This is a genomic window from Variovorax sp. GW460-12-1-14-LB1, from assembly GCF_059423605.1.
The window spans coordinates 1-17,126 of the sequence record NZ_JBWKYF010000107.1 but is presented as its reverse complement, the minus strand read 5'-3'; the positions used below and the strand labels follow the sequence as shown (position 1 = coordinate 17,126).

Genomic DNA, 17,126 nt, shown 5'->3' with positions numbered 1-17,126 from the left:
GCCCTCGAAGTCCTCCCCCGCGATCTTTCCGCCTACCGCGAGGGCAACGTCGGCATCGACTACGTGCACCGCTTCGAGTCCGGCAAGCCCGGCCCGCACGTGCTGATCAATGCGCTGACGCACGGCAACGAGATCTGCGGCATGACCGCCGCCACACACCTGCTCGACACCGGCGTGCGCCCGAAGATCGGCACGCTCACCGTCAGCTTTGCCAACGTGGCGGCGTACGAGTCCTTCAACGAGGCGCTGCCGTTCGACAGCCGCCAGCTGGTGCACAACCTCAACCGCGTGTGGTCGCCCGAATGGCTCGACGGCAGCGAGGTCAGCCCCGAGCTGCGCCGTGCCCGCGAACTGCGCCCGGTGGTGAGCGCGGCCGACCACATCCTCGACATCCATTCCACGAGCCAGCCCGTGATTCCGTTCTGGGTGTACCCGGCCTTCGACCGCAACGCCGAGGCCGCCATGGCCATCGGCCGTCCGTCGGTGCACCTGGTGATGCCCGACGGCCTGGGCTCGGGCACGCCGCTGATCCAGCACGGCCAGCATGGCCGGGCCGACGGCAAGGGCGTGGCGCTGGTGGCCGAGTGCGGCCAGCATTTCCTGCACTCGACCTCCGAGCTGGCCACGGCCATCTCGCTCGACTTCCTGGCGCATTTCGGCCTCATCGACAAGGACCCGGCCGTGCCCGCGCCCGGCGAGCAGCGTCGCTTCGAGTTGCTGCAGACGCACGTCATCAAGTCCGAAGACTTCGCCTTCGTGCGCCCGCTGATCGGCTTCGAGACCTTTGCCAAGGGCGAACTGATCGCCACCAACGGCCCGGACGAAATCCGGGCGCCGTGCGACGACTGCACGATCTTCATGCCCGCGCAGCGCACGATCGTCGGGCGCGAGGCGGTGTACCTGACCAGGCCGCTCTGAGGCCGGCGCCCTTCAGTTCAGCAGATCAGCAGGTGCCGCGGTTTGTCCGCGGTGCTGTAGTCGGCATGCCAGTAGTGCGGGTCGTCGCAGAGGCTGAACGCGGCCTGCTTGCCGGCGTGCCGGGCCGTGAAGTGCCTTTGGAGCGTGACGTGCACCGAGCCCTCGTCGGGCCAGTCGACGCCGACATCGACGACGCGGTTGCCCGCAGCGACCTCGGCCGCGACGATCCGCTGCAGGGCGGGGTGCAAGAGGGTGTTGAGGCGGGCGAGGGCTTCGCGGCGTTCGGTGGGGGCGAACGAGGAGGCTAGGCAGGCTTCGGTGAACATCGCTGGATGGGCCATGGCGCGCTTCCCGGTCAGACCGTTGCAGATGCCCTCGACTTCGGGATCGTCCGGCCCTTGCACTTCGGATAGTGGGCGCAGCCCCAGAAGCTGCCGTCGTTCTTGGACGAGCTTCTTTCGACCATCTTGGTGCCGCAACTCGCGCAGGTGGGCCGCCAGTATTCGCCTTCGTAGGCCACGGCCAGCAGTGCCGCCTGTTGTTCGGGCGTGCGCTGGCCGATGAGCCGGAGCAAGGCTGCGCCGTCTTGGGCGTGGATGCCGTTCGCCTTCGCAAACGCCGCCGCTTCCGCCGAGAAGGTCGAGCTCGTCACGTAGGTGCCGCTCTTCAATTGGTGCGAAGCCATCACGCCGAAGAACTCGCGCATTTCCTTGACGCCCACGGCTTTGCTCTGCCAATGCTTGCACTGGACGATGCGCGGCATGTCACTGTGCCTGGACTGGAGCCAGATATCGACGCCGCCGTCCGCGCCATGCGATTGGCTGCGCGTGGTGAAGCCGGCTTGTGCGTAGAGCGCTTCGCACAAGGCCTCGAAGCGACGCCATTCGATGGCGTGGAGCACGGCGGGGCTCCACTGCGATTCCTGGCCCGCATGGGGTGTTGTCGATGGCGCGGGCGACAGCGTGGGCTCGCGACGCTCGGCTGTGGAGGTGGGCGCGGGGCGTGCGGGAGCGCGAGCTGCCGCGGACTCGATCTCCACGGGGGCAGCCTGACGGCGGACGACGTAGTGCAGGCCCAGCAGCACGGCCCCGATCGCCAGCGCGACCCAACCGGCAGGCCGGAGCGCAGGCCCCAGCGTGCCCACGATCGGCCCTTTCAGGAAGGCGGGAGCGACCACCAGCAGCAGGATGCCGACGAAGATCGCCATCCAGGCCTTGCCGGCCAGTTCCTGTCGCGCCCGCTCGCGTCGGCGCTCGGCTCGTGTCTGTCTTGCCATCGTTCGCTTGCCTCGCTCCTCGAAAGATCTCTTTATAAGCCGGGGCGGGGCCCGGGTCTTCACCGTGCGACCGCGTTGCTCTGCGCGTCTCGCAGCGCGTTGTCCGCGGCTTGCCGCGCTTGCGAGCTGCCCGATTCGTGGGCACGCGCTTCTTCCGGTGTTTCGGGCGACTTGTTGATCTCCTTGACCAGGTCGGCCAAGTGCGTGTCGTCGTCTCCCCCGCACTGCTCGGATGGCCACCTCAGACGGGCGCCGTCGAAGTGCCAGCCGGCCGTGCCGCCCGTGGCGGCTTTTGTGCGCAGCCAGAGCTGTTCCCAGCGCGGAAATGCCGCGGGGTCGCCGCGCCGGTGCAAGTCCCGCAGCATGTCGTAAAGGGCCACCTGCGTTTCGCGCTGAGCAGGCTGCGTCGAAACGAGGATTTCGGCCACCTCGAAAAGTCGCGGCGTCGAGATGAAGTAGCGATTTCCCTGGCGGGTGCGCTGCGCATCCGGCCCCTCGGGCATGAGATAGCCTGAGCCGCCGGTCCCGCTCTCGGAGCCGAGGATGCAGAGCGCTTCGGCCGGCGTGAAGCGCCGGAGATCGTCGAGGGCCGCTGCTGTGGCCTTTCGATCGCCGCGTGCCACGACTTGGCTGAACTGCCGGAACTCGTTGTACGAAGCGTTCCAATCCGCTCGGTCAGCGGTTTTGACGATGTCGTAGGCGACGAACACCAGCACGACGCCGGCAGCGAGGCCCCCAAAGCTCGCGCCGAGAGTCTTGGTCGCACCGCCTGCGGCCACGATCGCCACGAGGATCATCAGCAAAGCCACCCCGATCGCATAGGGCAAGAGGTACACGAACCACAACGGCAACAGGTTCAGGCCAACGACGCACAGCGCCGAGAGCACAGGGACGACGGAAAGCCAGATGAGGAAGGATTTCGTCCGGACGGTCATGCGCCGCGATCCCCGAGGCTCGTGAGGGCTCGTTCCCACGCGCGCAACTCAACTGGCAACGAACAACGCCGGGTCCACCATTGTCCTGTTCAGCATCACCCCCCAATGCAGGTGCGGCCCGGTCACCCGCCCTGTCGCACCCACGGCAGCCAGCGGCTCGCCCGCCTTGAGCACGTCGCCCACCTTCACGTCCCATCGGCTCAGGTGGCAGTACATCGTCAGCAGGCCGCCGCCGTGATCGACCCAGACGGTGCCGCCGTTGAAGAAGTAGTCGCCGGTGTCGATCACCTTGCCGGCCAGCGGCGCGCGCACGGGCGTGCCGGTGCCGGCTGCGATGTCCATGCCGCTGTGCGGATTGCGCGATTGGCCGTTGAACACGCGGCGCAGGCCGAACGAGCTGGAGCGGCGGCCCGGCACGGGCACGCGCATCTGCAGCGCGGCGTCGGGGCGCAGGTCGGAGAGCGTGGCCATCACGCTGGTCAGGTGATCGCGTTCCTTGGTGTAGCGTGCCTCGTCCTCGGGGGACAGGTCGACCGTGCGGGGCGCCACCGTCAGGCGTTGTTCGCGGTACTGCTTCGGGGCGATGGTGTAGGCGATCTGGCGCTCGGGCTTGTTGCCCTCGGCGCGCACGCTGATGCTGGCTTCTCCGGGTGGGGTGGCGAGCGGAATGCCGACCAGCGCGGTCCATTCGATCGGATCGCCCAGCACCAGCAGCGGCACGTCACCGGCGAAAGCCTTGGGGCGCGTGGCCGCGGGGCCGAGCGACAGGCGGGCGACGCCGCCGGGCACCAGCAAGGCGCGTGGCCAGACGTCGGGCGCCTGCGGCTTGTTGTTCTTCTTGGCCGGGGCAGCGGCGCTGGCGGGCAGCGTCAGTAGGCCGAGGGCGCCGAGCACGGCGCTGCGGCGGTTCAATGCAGCAGAAGGGAGATCGGAGAGAGGAAGGTTCATGTGCATGGACAGGATTCGAATGAAGAGTTGGTGGTGCGGCGGCTCAGCCGCCGCTCTGTTCCAGCCAGGTCCCGGGCGCGAGCCCGTCGAGCGTGTAAGGCCCGATGGCGGCGCGGATGAGGCGCAGCGTCGGCAGCCCGACGGCCGCCGTCATGCGCCGCACCTGGCGGTTGCGGCCTTCGCTGATCGCCAGCTCCAGCCACGCGGTGGGAATGAGCTTGCGCTCGCGGATCGGGGGCTCGCGGTGCCACACGGCGGGCGGTGGGTCGAGCCGGCGCGCCCGTGCGGGGCGCGTGGGGCCGTCGTTGAGCTGCACGCCGTTGCGCAGCGCCGCCAGCGCTTCGTCGGTCGGCACGCCCTCGACCTGCACCCAGTAGGTCTTCTCCATCTTGAAGCGCGGATCGGCGATGCGCGCCTGGAGCTTGCCGTCGTCGGTGAGCAGCAGCAGGCCCTCGCTGTCGGCATCGAGCCGTCCGGCGACGTAGACACCGGGCAGGTCGATGAAGTCCTTCAGCCCGCGCCAGCGGCCCTCGGGCGTGAACTGGCTGAGGACGCCGTAGGGTTTGTTGAAGCGGATGAGGCGGGAGCTGGTTGGCAGATTCATGGGCGGGTGGCATCGCGTGGCGCATCGGCCAGCTGCGGCAGATAGTCTCGCACCAGTTCTTCCACGGTGTCCGCTTGCAAGCTGTCGCGTCCAGACTTGAGTGGATCGCGATCGGGTCGCTGGGCCAACCACCGCTTGAAGCGCACGAAGGCGAGTGGATGCACGGTGTTCATGCGCGCCATGTGCCCGGTGGTGCCGACCACGACGGCCGAGAAGCGCGGGGCGCTCACCAACTGTTCGGCGTTGTGGGCTTGCACGGCCCAGAAGTCGTCTTCATCGTCGCTGAGCTGTGCCGGGTGGGGGTCATGCTCTTGTGCTTCGCGACGCAGGATGTCGACCTCGAAGCCTTTGCTGTTGACCGCCGTGTAGCGCTGATCGGCGATCAAGGCGAAGGTCTTGTCGACCTTGCGCAGCAAGGCCAGCATGGACGAATCGAGCCGCTTGAGCTGCGTTGCCAGGCGAAAACGCTTGCGCGTGTCCCAGAGCAGGTCGACATCGCGCGTGGCCACGGCGGCACTCTGCAGGCGCACGCCCGCTGCTGCTTCGTAGGCGTAGAGCGCGTGCGTGCCCACCACGGTGAAGTGCTCCGCGATGTCCGCGCGCTGGAGCATGTCGAGGATGTCGATGACGATGGTCGGCACGCGGCCGACGAACAGCGCCCGGTTCATGCGCTGATGGCGGGCGAGTGCCTCGCCGAGATCCTTGACGCGTCCTTCGGCTTCTTCCTTTCTTTGGACGAAGCCTGCGTGGATGGCCTCGGTTTCAGGGCTCCGTGCCCCGAGGCTTTTTTGTGCGTTGCGGGTGCTGGTGCGCACGAGGTATTCGACGCCGTTCACCGTCTTCCAGTACATGCCACCGCGCACGCCCGCGGCTTGCACTTCCGCCGCTTCGAGGGCCTCGAACGTGGCTCTGGCATCGATGTACTGGCGCCGGGCGTCGTCGCCGATGTCCTGGAAGTTCATGATTTTCCGTATAAAAACCAAGAGTCTTAATTTATATGGAAAATTGTTTCAAATCAATAACTTATGTCAACTGATGAGGCATGAAAAAAGCCGGAGCCACAACGGCCCCGGCTTTGCGGGAGAACGCGACCAGCGGGCTTACCTGGCCCAGCTGTCCCGCATCCCCGCCGCGCGGTTGAACACCACCTGTCCGCCGGCGGCGTCGCCCTTCGTGTCGCGCACGAAGTAACCATGCCGTTCGAACTGGATGCCCACGCCGGGTTCGGCCTTCGCCAGCGACGGCTCGACGAAGGCCGTGCACACCTCCAGGCTGTGCTTGTTCAGCTCGTCCAGCAGCTCGCCGCTGCCCGGGTTGGCTTCGGCGAACAGGCGCTCGTACAACCGCACCTCGGCCTGCACGGCATCGGCCGCGGCCACCCAGGTGATGTTGCCCTTGACCTTGATCGCGTCCGCGCCGGGCGTGCCGCTCTTGGTGTCGGGCACCAGCGTGGCCTGCACTTCGAGGAGCTTGCCGTCGGCGTCGCGCGTGGCGCCGGTGCATTCGATGACGTGGCCGTACTTCAGGCGCACCTTGTTGCCGGGGAACAGGCGGAAGAAGCCCTTGGGCTGCACGTCTTCGTAGTCGGTGCGCTCGATCCAGACTTCGCGGCCGAGCTTGAATTCGCGCTTGCCCATCTCGGGGTGGTGCGGGTGCACGGGGGCGGAGCAGTCGTCGAGCACATCGTCGCGACCCATCAGCTCACCCCAGTTGGTGATGACGAGCTTCACCGGGTCGAGCACGGCCATGGCGCGCGGCGCGATGGGGTCGAGGGTGTCGCGCAGCGCGGCCTCGAGGCTGGCGTACTCGATCCAGCCGCCCGACTTGGTGGTGCCGCTGCGTTCGCAGAACAGCTGCAGCGCGGCGGGCGTGTAGCCGCGGCGGCGCAGGCCGGCGATGGTGGGCATGCGGGGGTCGTCCCAGCCGTCGACGTGTTTCTCTTCGACCAGTTGGCGCAGCTTGCGCTTGCTGGTCATCACGTGGGTCACGTTCAGGCGCGCGAACTCGTACTGGCGCGGGTGCGGGCTGGCGACGAGGCCGCCTTCGGCCAGGCGGTCGAGCAGCCAGTCGTAGAAGGGGCGCTGGTCTTCGAATTCGAGCGTGCAGATGGAGTGGGTGATCTGCTCCAGCGCGTCTTCGATGGGGTGCGCGTAGGTGTACATCGGGTAGATGCACCACTTGTCGCCCGTGTTGTGGTGGGTGGCCCGCCGGATGCGGTACAGCGCGGGGTCGCGCATGTTGATGTTGGGGCTCGCCATGTCGATCTTGGCGCGCAGGATGGCGGCGCCGTCGGCGAGCTTGCCGTCGCGCATCTCGCGAAAGCGCGCCAGGTTTTCGTCGGGCGTGCGGCTGCGAAAGCGGCTGTCGGTGCCGGGCGTGTTGAAGTCGCCGCGGTTGGCGCGCATTTCTTCGGGCGTCTGCTCGTCGACATAGGCCAGGCCGGCACGGATCAGGTACTCGGCGGCTTCGTACATGAAGTCGAAGTAGTTGCTGGCGAAGTACTCGTGCTCCTGAATCGTGCCGGGCGCGCTGGGGCGGTCGGCCAGGTAGGTTTCGTAGCCGAGCCACTTCACGGCGTCGCGGATGGAATCGACGTACTCCTGCTCTTCCTTCTCGGGGTTGGTGTCGTCGAAGCGCAGGTGGCACACGCCGCCGTATTCCTTGGCCAGCTCGAAATTCAGCCAGATGCTCTTGGCGTGGCCGATGTGCAGGTAGCCGTTGGGCTCGGGCGGGAAGCGCATGCGCACCTTGGCGGGGTCGGGCATGCCCTGGGCGTGGTGGGCGGCGTCGCCCGGGGAACCGCCCCAGGTGCGGCCTGCGTAGGCACCCTGTGCGAGGTCGTTCTCGATCACGTGGCGCAGGAAATTGCTCGGTGCAGCGGTCGTTTTGGTGCCGCTTTTGTCGGTCGGGGAGGTCATCGCGTCATTCTAGAGGGGGGCTGTCGGGGTTACTTTTGGCAACGCTCTTCACAATGCAGCGTCCACCCGCTTTGCAATTGCAGCGTTCAATACGGACATGGGGCGCACAACGCCCCCCAACAAGGAGTCCCACATCATGAGCGTCACACGTTCTACCCTCTTCAAATGGGCCGCCGCCGGTGCGGTGGCCTTCGGTGCGCTGTTTGCCGCCACCTCGGCCAGCGCCCGCGGCGACGTGAGCTGGTCGATCGGCGTCGGCGTGCCCGGCGTGGCGGTCGGCGTGGGCGGTCCCGCCTACTACCCGGCCCCGGTCTATGCGCCGCCGGCCCCGGTGTATTACGCACCGCCGCCCCCGGTCTACTACCGCCCGCCGCCGCCGGTGTACTACCGCCCGGCACCGGTGTACTACGCACCGCCGCCGGCCTATTACGGCCCGCGCTACTACGGTCGTGGTTATCACCGCGGTCATGGCCACGGACACGGCCACTGGCGCTGATTTACAACGCCATTCGTGACTGAATGAAAAAAGCCGGCCCCGAAAAGGCCGGCTTTTTGCTGCGCGCCCGGCGCCTGGATTTCACATGGCGCGAAAAAGGTGGGCGTAGAGCCGGCTGACCGGGATCTTCTCGGCCCGCCCGCGCAGCGCGAGGTGCAGCTTGCCGGCCTCGTCGCGGTGCACCGCCTCGATGGCCGCGCTGCGCACCACCACCGCCCGGTGCACCTGCCAGAAGGTGTCGGCATCGAGCTGGGGCAGCAGTTGCTTGAGGGGCGTGCGGATCAGGTATTCCTGCGTGGCGGTGAGCACGCGCAGGTACTTGTCGGCGGCCTCGAAATACAGCACCTCGTCGATCGGCACCATGCGCACGGTGGCGCCGCCCGCATCGCTGGCGGCGATCATGCGCAGCGGCGCTGACGATGCCGACGGGGCCCCGCCGGCGGCGCCCAGCACCTGGCGCCATTGGGCGAGGGTGCGCTCCAGCACCTCGTCGGCCGGGATGGGCGGCGTCATCGACGGCGTGGCCGCCGCCAGCGCCTGCCGCAGCCGCGCCACGGTCTTGCGCAGGCGCTCGGGCTGTACGGGCTTGAGCACGTAGTCGATGGCCTCGGCCTCGAAGGCGCGCGCGGCGTACTCGTCGTAGGCGGTCACGAACACCAGCTGCGGCATCGGCGCCTCGTCGGTGGGCCAGCTGTCGGCCAGCTCGGCGGCGGCGCCCAGGCCGTCCAGGCCGGGCATGCGGATGTCGAAGAACAGCACCTGCGGCAGCAGCCGCAGCGCCTCGCGCACGGCGCTGCGGCCGTCGCGGGCGGTGGCGACCACGCGCAACTCGGGCCAGGCGGCGGCCAGTTCGGCCTGCAGGGCCTGGGCCAGCAGGGGTTCGTCTTCGGCGATGAGGGCGGTGAGGGGCATCGTCTTGTTGTTGTCGTGGGGCCTGTTCAGGCGGGCAGGGGAAGGTTCAGGGTGACGCACGTTCCGCCGCCCGTGGGCGCGGGGGCCAGGCGCAGGCGGCCTTGCTCGCCGTACACGGTGGCCAGCCGCTCGCGCACCTGTTCGAGCCCGAAGCCGCCGTCTTCCGAAGGCTGCGGTGGTGCCGCATCGAGCCCGACACCGGTGTCGCTCACCTCGATGACCAGTTCGCCCGCCTCGCGGCGCGCGCGCACGGCAATTTCGCCGCCTTCGACCTGAGGCTCGAGGCCGTGGCGGATGCTGTTCTCGACCAGCGGCTGCAGCAGCAGCGGCGGCACGGGCGTGTCACGCAGGTCGTCGGGCAGGTCGAGCGTGTAGCGCAGGCGCTCGCCCATGCGCACCGACATCAGTTCGAGGTAGTCGCCCAGCCGGTCGAACTCGGCCGACAGCGGATGCGACAGCGCGCGCGAGCCGCTGAGCGTCATGCGCAGATAACTGTTGAGCCGGTCGAGCATGGCCACGGCGCGCGGCGGGTCGACGGTGATCAGCACGCGCAGGTTGGCCAGCGTGTTGAACAGCATGTGCGGTTCGAGCTGGGTTTCGAGCAGCTTCAGGCGGGCGTCCGTGGCGTCGCGCTGGGCCAGGTCGAGTTGGCGCTGCATGTGCTTGCTGCGCCCGAGGCTGTAGAAGAAGTAGCACATGCCGATGGTGGCCGCCAGCGTGATGACGATGGTGGAGACCATCCGGTGCCGGGCGAAGCCGGTGAAGTCGAACAGCGGCCGGCCGACCCAGGCGTCCCCGATGGCGCCGCCACCGAGGAAGCCCAGCGTGACGCCGAAGGCCACCAGCACGAAGCCCCAGGGCCCGTGCGGCCAGAGCACGTTCTGGTGGCCGCTGATGAACAGGCGCCCGGTGTCGATGACCAGCCAGCTGATCGTTCCGATCGACAGCGAATACACCATCTGCGAACTCCAGCTGCCCATGCCCGAGACGGTCAGCGCCGCGGCGATGACGCAGCAGAAGGCGGCCGTGATCAGGCCGTGCCGCAGGATGTCTCTCAGGTTCTCGGCGCGAAAGCGCGACGGGCGTGGCGTGTCGTCCGCCGTGGCCGTCACCGGCGGTCCCCGCCACCTAGCGCGCGGCGCTCACGTTCCAGTAGCTGGTCGTACAGGCCGCCGCCGGGCGCGATGAGCCAGACCACGGCGCCGTGGATCAGCAGGCCCAGCCCCCAGCCCATGAGCGGGTACACGGCCCAGTTGTGGCCGCGCGAGGCGGCGAGCCCCACCAGCCCGACGTTGACGACCACGTAGACGAAGGCATGGATGAACCAGCCCATCTTGGCGCCGGCGCGGCGGCGGGCGCGCCGCTCGATGTCGGCGGACGAAGAAGAGGAGGAGGAAGAAGAGGAAGGGGACATGGGGGTCATGACAGCTCCTTGAGAGAGGCAGGTGAAAGGGGAACGAAGTCGCTGGCGGCCGATGCCGGCATCGACGGTGAAGGTGGCAGTGCCGCGCGCTGGCGCAGCTCCTCGGTGGTCTCGCCCGGCCCGTCCGCCCGCCAGCCCGGCGGCTTCACGAGGTAGCCGACGAAGGCGCGCAGTGAACGCGCCGAGCGCAGGTCGCGCCACAGGTCGCGCCATTGGCTGAACTCGATCTCGAACAGGTTGTACGAGGTGATCGGCTTCACCAGTCCGTAGCGGCAGGACAGGTCGGCACGCTCGGGGATGTAGGTGCCGAACAGGCGGTCGAACACGATCAGCACGCCGCCATAGTTACCGTCCAGGTATTCCAGGTTCGAGGCGTGATGCACGCGGTGGGCCGAGGGCGTGTTGAGCACCCATTCGAGCGGGCCGAGCTTCGGAATCCAGGTCGCGTGAATCCAGAACTGGTAGAGCAGGTTCAGCGTGAGCATCAGCAGGATGACCCGCGGCGGCATGCCCAGAAGCGGCGCCAGCAGGAAGAAGGCGAGCGTGCCGGTGAGCCGGCCGGTCCAGCCGAAGCGGTAGGCGGCCGACAGGTTCAGCTGGTTCGGCGAGTGGTGCACGGCGTGGGTGCACCAGAACCAGCGCACGCGGTGCGCGGCGCGGTGGTACCAGTAGTAGCAGAACTCCTGGCCGACGAAGCAGGCGAGCCAGCCGGTCCAGTGGTCCATCGGCAGCGTGAAGAGCCGGTGGGCGTAGAGCCAGTCCATGGCACCGACCCAGAAGGCCAGCGGCAGCAGCCAGCGCAGCGGGTATTCGCGCACCAGGAAGTCGAACACCGAGATGCCCGCCGCCTTCCAGTCGTAGCTGCGCCAGCCGTTGCGCCACGACAGCACCAGCGCTTCGGCCAGCGAGGCAAGCAGCACCACCGAGATGGAAATCTTGAGGATCAACACGAGCACGGTCATGGCGGTTCCTGGCGGCGAAGGGCGGGCGGGGCGTCGGAATCTTAGGCCGCGCGGGCGCTGCTGACCATCGCGCCCGACGCGGCGGCCAGGCGCCACAGGCGCGCGGCGCGGGCCGCGAAGATGCCGCTGAAGGCGCCGTACAACGCCGGCACGCCCAGGGCGAAGGCGGCCTGGTGGCGCAGCTCCGGATGCAGGGCCAGCGACACGCCCACCACGTACTTGGTGAGGAAGATGCCCATCATGAGCATCAGCGGCACGGCGGTGCCGGCCACCTCGAACTGACGGGCCGCCGCGTCGTAGCGCGTGGTCGCCGGCAGCGGACGGCGCAGCACCAGCACCATGAGCAGCAGCGCGGCCATGGCCCAGCCGAGCAGGGCGCCGGCCGACTCGCCGGACACCGACACCACGCCCCAGAACGACAAGCCGGCCATGGCGACCGGCATCACCAGCACGCGGTTCAGGCCGATGCGGTTGGCCACGAGCTGCCGGCCACCGAGCCAGGCCAGCAGGACGAACACGGCGAACACCCACTTCGGGGTGTGAAGAAGGATTTGCATCAGCATGAGAGGCTCCGTTCGGTTGGAAGAAGACAAAGGGGGCAGGGAATCGATGGAGCGGACTGTGCCGATGCCGCCCGGCCCCCGCCACGGCCATGCGACGAAATGCGGGTGGGCGGCGTGAAGTGCCGGTCACCGGCGTGAACGGCGACCCCGGCGATGGCGGGGTGCCGCGCAAACGGAAGCTTTACCGTCGCTTTACGGCACGGAAAACTGCGGGAGTGATATTTCGCGCTGTACTCTAGGCCGCCTCCCTTCAGGCCGCCTTTTCGCACCCCTTCGCACGCACCGCCCATGGATTCCCAAACGCCCCCCGAACCCCTGCCACCCGTCGTGTCGCCGACCCATCCTCCGGCGCGCCGGCGCCGCTGGGTCGGGAGCCTGCTGGCCCTGCTACTGCTCGTGGCACTGGGGGGCGGTGCCTGGTACCTGGTGCAGCGTTCCAAGTCGCCGGCACCGGGCGCGGGCGGGCCGGGTGCAGGCGCAGGCCGCCCCGGCGGCGGTGGCCCGGGCGGTCGGGCGGGCGGCGGAGGCCCGGCCTCCAGCACCGTCGGCACCGCCGTCGCGCGGCAGGCCGACATTCCGGTGCAGCTCGAAGCGCTGGGCACGGTCACGCCGCTGGCCAATGTGACGGTGCAGCCGCAGGTGTCGGGCGTGCTCACGGCCGTGCTGTTCAAGGAAGGCCAGATGGTCAAGAAGGGCGACGTGCTCGCCACCATCGACCCGCAGCCCTTCGAGAACGCGCTGGCGCAGGCCGCCGGCGCGCGCCAGCGCGACGAGGCCCAGCTGGCCGCGGCGCGCGTCACGCTGCAGCGCTACCAGACGCTGCTCGGCCAGGACTCCATCGCCCGCCAGGACGTCGACACCCAGGCCGCGCTGGTCAAGCAGCTCGAAGGCACCGTGGCCATCGACCGCGCCAACGAGAACACCGCCAAGCTCAACCTGGCCTGGAGCCGCATCACGGCGCCGGTGAGCGGGCGCATCGGCCTGCGGCCGGTGGATGCGGGCAACTACATCTCGACCGGCAGCACCGGCGGCGTGGCCACCATCACGCAGATTGCACCCATCGACGTCGAGTTCGCCATTCCGCAGGACCGCGTGCCCGAGGTGCAGGAGCGGCTGGGCCAGGGCGCCACGCTCGCCACCACCGCCTTCGACCGCACGCGCACGCGCCGGCTGGCCGACGGCAGCTTCTCCACGCTCGACAACATGGTCGACACGCAGACCGGCACCGTGAAGGCCAAGGCGCGCTTCACCAACGCCGACGGCGCGCTGTTCCCGAACCAGTTCGTCAACCTGCGGCTGCTGCTGCGCACCGTGAGCAGCGCGGTGGTGGTGCCGGTCACGGCGCTGCGCCACGGCCCGAACGGCGACTACGTGTACGTGGTGACGGCCGAGAACACGGCCTCGCAGCGGCCGGTGACGCGCGGCGAATCGAGCGTCGATTTCGCCTCCATCACCAAGGGCCTGCAGCCCGGCGAAACCGTGGTCACCGAAGGCGGCGACCGCCTGAAGGACGGCGCGCGCGTGCAGACCACGGTCGACCGGCCGGCCGGTGCGGCCTCGGGCGCGGCAGCGCCGGGCGGACGGCGTGGAGGACGTCGGCAGGAAGGTGGCGGTGGTGCGCAGGGCGGCGGTGCTCGTCCCGCCGAAGCGGCGGCACCGGCTTCGCCATCGCAGGCACCGGCTGCACCTGCCGCCGGAACGGCTGCGCCGGCTGCAGCGCCAGCGGCAGCAACGCCTGCACCTGCAGCAGCCCCTGCAGCCACGCCCGCCAAGCTCCCCACCGCCGAGCAGCGCCAGCGCATGCTCGACGCGGCCAAGGACGATCCCGAACAGCTTGAACGCCGCAAGCGTTTCCTCGAAGCCCTCGACCGCGGCGACCCCGCCGCGCTGGAGCGCTGGCAGCGCATGGCCGAGCGCGGTGGCGCCGGTGGCGGCGGCGAACGCGGCGGTGAGGGACGGCGCAGCCCATGAGCCCCTCGCGCCCGTTCATCCTGCGGCCGGTCGCCACCTCGCTGCTGATGCTGGCCATCGTGCTGGCCGGCCTGGTGGCGTTCCGCTTCCTGCCGCTGGCGGCGCTGCCGCAGGTCGACTACCCGACCATCCAGGTCCAGACGCTCTACCCCGGGGCCAGCCCCGAGGTCATGAGCAACACCGTCACCGCGCCGCTGGAGCGCCAGTTCGGCCAGATGTCGGGCCTGGACCGCATGAGCTCGACCAGCGCGGCGGGCGTGTCGATCATCACGCTGCAGTTCTCGCTGGGCCAGACGCTCGACGTCGCCGAGCAGGAAGTGCAGGCCGCCATCAACGCCGGCGGCTCGCTGCTGCCGGCCGACCTGCCCGCGCCGCCGGTGTACGCCAAGGTCAACCCGGCCGACGCGCCGGTGCTCACGCTGGCCATCACCTCCGACACGCTGCCGCTCACCGAGGTGCAGAACCTCGTGAACACCCGGCTCGCGCAGAAGATCAGCCAGGTCTCGGGCGTGGGCCTCGTGTCGCTCAGCGGCGGGCAGCGCCCGGCCGTGCGCATCCAGGCCAACACGCAGGCGCTGGCGGCCAACGGCATCGGGCTGGATTCGCTGCGCACCGCCATCAGCGCGGCCAACTCCAACGGCGCCAAGGGCAGCTTCGACGGCCCCAAGCGCGCCTACACCATCAACTCGAACGACCAGCTGCTCACGGTCGACGACTACAAGAACCTCATCGTCAGCTACAAGAACGGCGCGCCGATCCGCATGGTCGACGTGGCGCGCGTGGTCAACAGCGCCGAGAACACGCAGCTGGGTGCCTGGGCCGGACGCAAGGTCGACGGGCAGGTGCAGCTCACGCCGGCCATCATCCTGAACGTGCAGCGCCAGCCCGGCGCCAACGTGATCGCGACCGTCAACGCCATCAAGAAGCAGCTGCCCGAGCTGCAGGCCGGCATGCCCGCGGGCCTGCAGGTCGAGGTGCTGAGCGACCGCACCGCCGGCATCCGCTCGTCGGTGCAGCACGTCGAGATGGAACTGGTGCTGGCCGTGGTGCTCGTGGTGCTGGTGATCTTCGCCTTCCTGGGCAGCCTGCGCGCCACCGTCATCGCCAGCATCGCCGTGCCGATCTCTCTCATCGGCAGCTTCGGCCTGATGTACCTGCTCGGCTACAGCCTGAACAACCTGAGCCTGATGGCGCTGACCATCGCCACCGGCTTCGTGGTGGACGACGCGATCGTCATGATCGAGAACATCGCGCGCTACATCGAGGAGGGCGAGAAGCCATTGCAGGCCGCGTTCAAGGGCGCCGCGCAGATCGGCTTCACGATCATCTCGCTGACCGTGTCGCTCATCGCCGTGCTGATCCCGCTGCTGTTCATGGGCGACGTGGTGGGCCGCCTGTTCCGCGAGTTCGCGGTGACGCTGGCGATCACCATCCTGATCTCGGGCGTGGTCTCGCTCACGCTGGTGCCGATGATGTCGGCGCGCTGGCTCAAGCACGAGCCAAAGAAAGACGCATCGGGCACCGGCTTCGGCGCGCGCGCCCAGCGTTTCTTCGACGGCGTGATGGTGCGCTACGACCGCTCGCTGCACTGGGTGATCGCGCACCAGCCGCTCACGCTGCTGGTGGCGCTGCTCACGCTGGTGCTGACCGTGCTGCTGTACCTCACGATCCCCAAGGGCCTGTTCCCCACGCAGGACACCGGCCAGCTGCAAGCCCGCGTGCAGGCCGCGCAAGACGTGTCCTTCGAGCGCATGGCGCAGCTGCAGCAGCAGGCCGCGCGCGCCATCCTCGAAGACCATGACGTCGAGAACCTCAGCTCCTTCGTCGGCGTGGACGCGGCCAACAACACCATGCTGCACACCGGCAGCATGCTCATCAACCTGACCCGCAGCCACGACAACCAGCAGGAGGTGATGGACCGCCTGCGCGAGCGCGTGCGGCAGGTGGCCGGCCTCACGCTGTACCTGCAGCCCACGCAGGACCTGACCATCGACGCCGAGACCGGGCCGACCGAGTACCGCGTGTCGCTCGAAGGCGTGAACAGTGCGCTGGTCACCGAGTGGATGCAGAAGCTGGTGGCGAAGCTGCAGGAATCGGACAAGGTGCGCAACGTGAGCAGCGATGCTGGGGCGCAGGGGCTGGCGGCGTATGTGAACGTGAACCGCGACACGGCGTCGCGGCTGTCGATCACCGCGAGTTCGGTGGACGACGCGCTGTACAGCGCCTTCGGGCAGCGCATCGTGTCGACGATCTTCACGGAGACGAACCAGTACCGCGTGATCCTGGAAGCGCAGCCGGGCATGGTGAATACGCCGCAGACGCTGGGGCAGCTGAACCTCATTGCGGGGTCTGGCACGGCGACGCCGTTGTCGGCGTTTGCGGAGATCAGCGAGCAGCAGGCGCCGTTGCAGATCACGCACGTGGCGCAGTATCCGGCGAGTACGTTGAACTTTGATACGGCGCCGGGGGTGTCGCTCGGTGGATCGGTTGCCGCGATTCGCGCGGCTGCTAAAGAGATCGGGCTGCCGAGCAGTGTGACGATGACTTTTCTGGGGGCTTCTGGGGCTTATGAGAAGTCGTTGTCGAATCAGCTGTGGTTGATTTTGGCGGCGGTGGTTTGTGTGTACATCGTGCTGGGGGTGCTGTACGAGAGCTATGTGCATCCGTTGACGATCTTGTCTACGTTGCCTTCTGCCGGGGTCGGTGCCTTGCTGGCCTTGATGCTGACCGGCAATGACCTGGGGGTGATCGGGATCATCGGGATCATCCTGCTGATCGGCATCGTGAAGAAGAACGCGATCATGATGATCGACTTTGCTATCGATGCGGAGCGGACGCAGGGGAAGTCGGCTCGTGAAGCCATTCATCAAGCTGCTTTGCTGCGGTTTCGTCCGATCTTGATGACTACGTTGGCTGCGCTGTTTGCTGCTGTGCCGCTGATGTTCAGTTTTGGGGACGGGGCTGAATTGCGACGTCCTCTCGGGCTTGCGATCTTTGGCGGGTTGATCGTTAGTCAGCTGCTGACTTTGTTCACTACGCCTGTTATTTATCTGGCGTTTGATCGGTTGGGGGGGGGGAGTGCGCGTCGGTCTTCTGCTGAGCTTGAGGAGGAGGCGGCTTGATCTGGTTTACCTCCTGTCGCTGGTTTGCTTTCCGAGGCCGGGAGTTCCGCCCGGCGGCGGACTTAATTTATTTTTCTT

16 protein-coding genes are annotated in these 17,126 nt (G+C 68.3%); 4 read left to right on the top strand and 12 right to left on the bottom strand.

Translation table 11 applies throughout. The annotated features are described in order from the left end of the window. Positions 1–918: M14 family metallopeptidase (locus AC07Y4_RS30735; protein ID WP_495275544.1), on the top strand; the 918-nt coding region annotated here is incomplete at its 5' end. Between the two features lie 17 nt (positions 919–935). Here AC07Y4_RS30735 and AC07Y4_RS30730 read toward each other — a convergent pair. The 7 genes from AC07Y4_RS30730 to AC07Y4_RS30700 form a co-directional block, all read right to left on the bottom strand. After that, positions 936–1,259, bottom strand: coding sequence for a hypothetical protein (locus AC07Y4_RS30730; protein ID WP_495275543.1), 324 nt, complete (start codon positions 1,257–1,259; stop codon positions 936–938). A 14-nt stretch (positions 1,260–1,273) separates the two neighbouring features. Beyond that, the gene (locus tag AC07Y4_RS30725; protein ID WP_495275542.1) at positions 1,274–2,125 is read right to left on the bottom strand and encodes a restriction endonuclease; all 852 of its coding nucleotides are present in this window, start codon (positions 2,123–2,125) and stop codon (positions 1,274–1,276) included. A 128-nt stretch (positions 2,126–2,253) separates the two neighbouring features. After that, positions 2,254–3,129, bottom strand: a complete 876-nt coding sequence (locus AC07Y4_RS30720) for a hypothetical protein (RefSeq protein WP_495275541.1) — start codon at positions 3,127–3,129, stop codon at positions 2,254–2,256. 48 nt (positions 3,130–3,177) lie between these two features. After that, positions 3,178–4,077 carry a peptidoglycan DD-metalloendopeptidase family protein gene (locus tag AC07Y4_RS30715; protein ID WP_495275540.1) on the bottom strand — a complete coding sequence of 300 codons (900 nt, stop codon included), beginning with the start codon at positions 4,075–4,077 and terminating at the stop codon, positions 3,178–3,180. Between the two features lie 43 nt (positions 4,078–4,120). Next, complete coding sequence (locus AC07Y4_RS30710) at positions 4,121–4,681, bottom strand: pseudouridine synthase (protein ID WP_495275539.1); 561 nt, start codon at positions 4,679–4,681, stop codon at positions 4,121–4,123. Then, positions 4,678–5,643 carry a GSU2403 family nucleotidyltransferase fold protein gene (locus AC07Y4_RS30705; RefSeq protein ID WP_095948921.1) on the bottom strand — a complete coding sequence of 322 codons (966 nt, stop codon included), beginning with the start codon at positions 5,641–5,643 and terminating at the stop codon, positions 4,678–4,680. The genes AC07Y4_RS30710 and AC07Y4_RS30705 overlap by 4 nt, the downstream gene beginning before the upstream one ends. Before the next feature lie 138 nt (positions 5,644–5,781). Next, positions 5,782–7,599 (bottom strand): glutamine--tRNA ligase/YqeY domain fusion protein, encoded by a 1,818-nt coding sequence (locus AC07Y4_RS30700; RefSeq protein WP_495275538.1) that lies wholly within the window; start codon positions 7,597–7,599, stop codon positions 5,782–5,784. A 136-nt stretch (positions 7,600–7,735) separates the two neighbouring features. Here AC07Y4_RS30700 and AC07Y4_RS30695 point away from each other — a divergent pair, with 136 nt between their 5' ends. Beyond that, positions 7,736–8,095 carry a hypothetical protein gene (locus tag AC07Y4_RS30695; RefSeq protein WP_070062581.1) on the top strand — a complete coding sequence of 120 codons (360 nt, stop codon included), beginning with the start codon at positions 7,736–7,738 and terminating at the stop codon, positions 8,093–8,095. A gap of 81 nt (positions 8,096–8,176) precedes the next feature. Here AC07Y4_RS30695 and AC07Y4_RS30690 read toward each other — a convergent pair whose 3' ends face one another. The 5 genes from AC07Y4_RS30690 to AC07Y4_RS30670 are packed head-to-tail and all read right to left on the bottom strand — an operon-like array spanning position 8,177 to position 11,955. Beyond that, entirely contained in the window at positions 8,177–9,007 is an 831-nt protein-coding gene (locus AC07Y4_RS30690; protein ID WP_495275537.1) for a LytR/AlgR family response regulator transcription factor, read from the bottom strand. Between the two features lie 26 nt (positions 9,008–9,033). After that, positions 9,034–10,119, bottom strand: a complete 1,086-nt coding sequence (locus tag AC07Y4_RS30685) for a sensor histidine kinase (protein ID WP_495275536.1) — start codon at positions 10,117–10,119, stop codon at positions 9,034–9,036. Next, positions 10,116–10,430, bottom strand: coding sequence for a 2TM domain-containing protein (locus tag AC07Y4_RS30680; RefSeq protein WP_495275535.1), 315 nt, complete (start codon positions 10,428–10,430; stop codon positions 10,116–10,118). Before AC07Y4_RS30680 ends, AC07Y4_RS30685 begins: the two co-directional genes overlap by 4 nt. Then, positions 10,427–11,392, bottom strand: coding sequence for a sterol desaturase family protein (locus AC07Y4_RS30675; protein WP_495275534.1), 966 nt, complete (start codon positions 11,390–11,392; stop codon positions 10,427–10,429). Before AC07Y4_RS30675 ends, AC07Y4_RS30680 begins: the two co-directional genes overlap by 4 nt. 41 nt (positions 11,393–11,433) lie before the next feature. Then, on the bottom strand, positions 11,434–11,955 hold the full coding sequence (locus AC07Y4_RS30670) for a DUF6622 family protein (RefSeq protein WP_487848305.1): 522 nt from the start codon (positions 11,953–11,955) through the stop codon (positions 11,434–11,436). Between the two features lie 288 nt (positions 11,956–12,243). Here AC07Y4_RS30670 and AC07Y4_RS30665 point away from each other — a divergent pair, with 288 nt between their 5' ends. Continuing rightward, positions 12,244–13,926: an efflux RND transporter periplasmic adaptor subunit gene (locus AC07Y4_RS30665; protein ID WP_495275533.1), complete on the top strand. Its 1,683-nt coding sequence runs from the start codon at positions 12,244–12,246 to the stop codon at positions 13,924–13,926. Beyond that, positions 13,923–17,048, top strand: coding sequence for an efflux RND transporter permease subunit (locus AC07Y4_RS30660; RefSeq protein WP_495275532.1), 3,126 nt, complete (start codon positions 13,923–13,925; stop codon positions 17,046–17,048). Before AC07Y4_RS30665 ends, AC07Y4_RS30660 begins: the two co-directional genes overlap by 4 nt. Positions 17,049–17,126 lie beyond the last annotated feature (78 nt).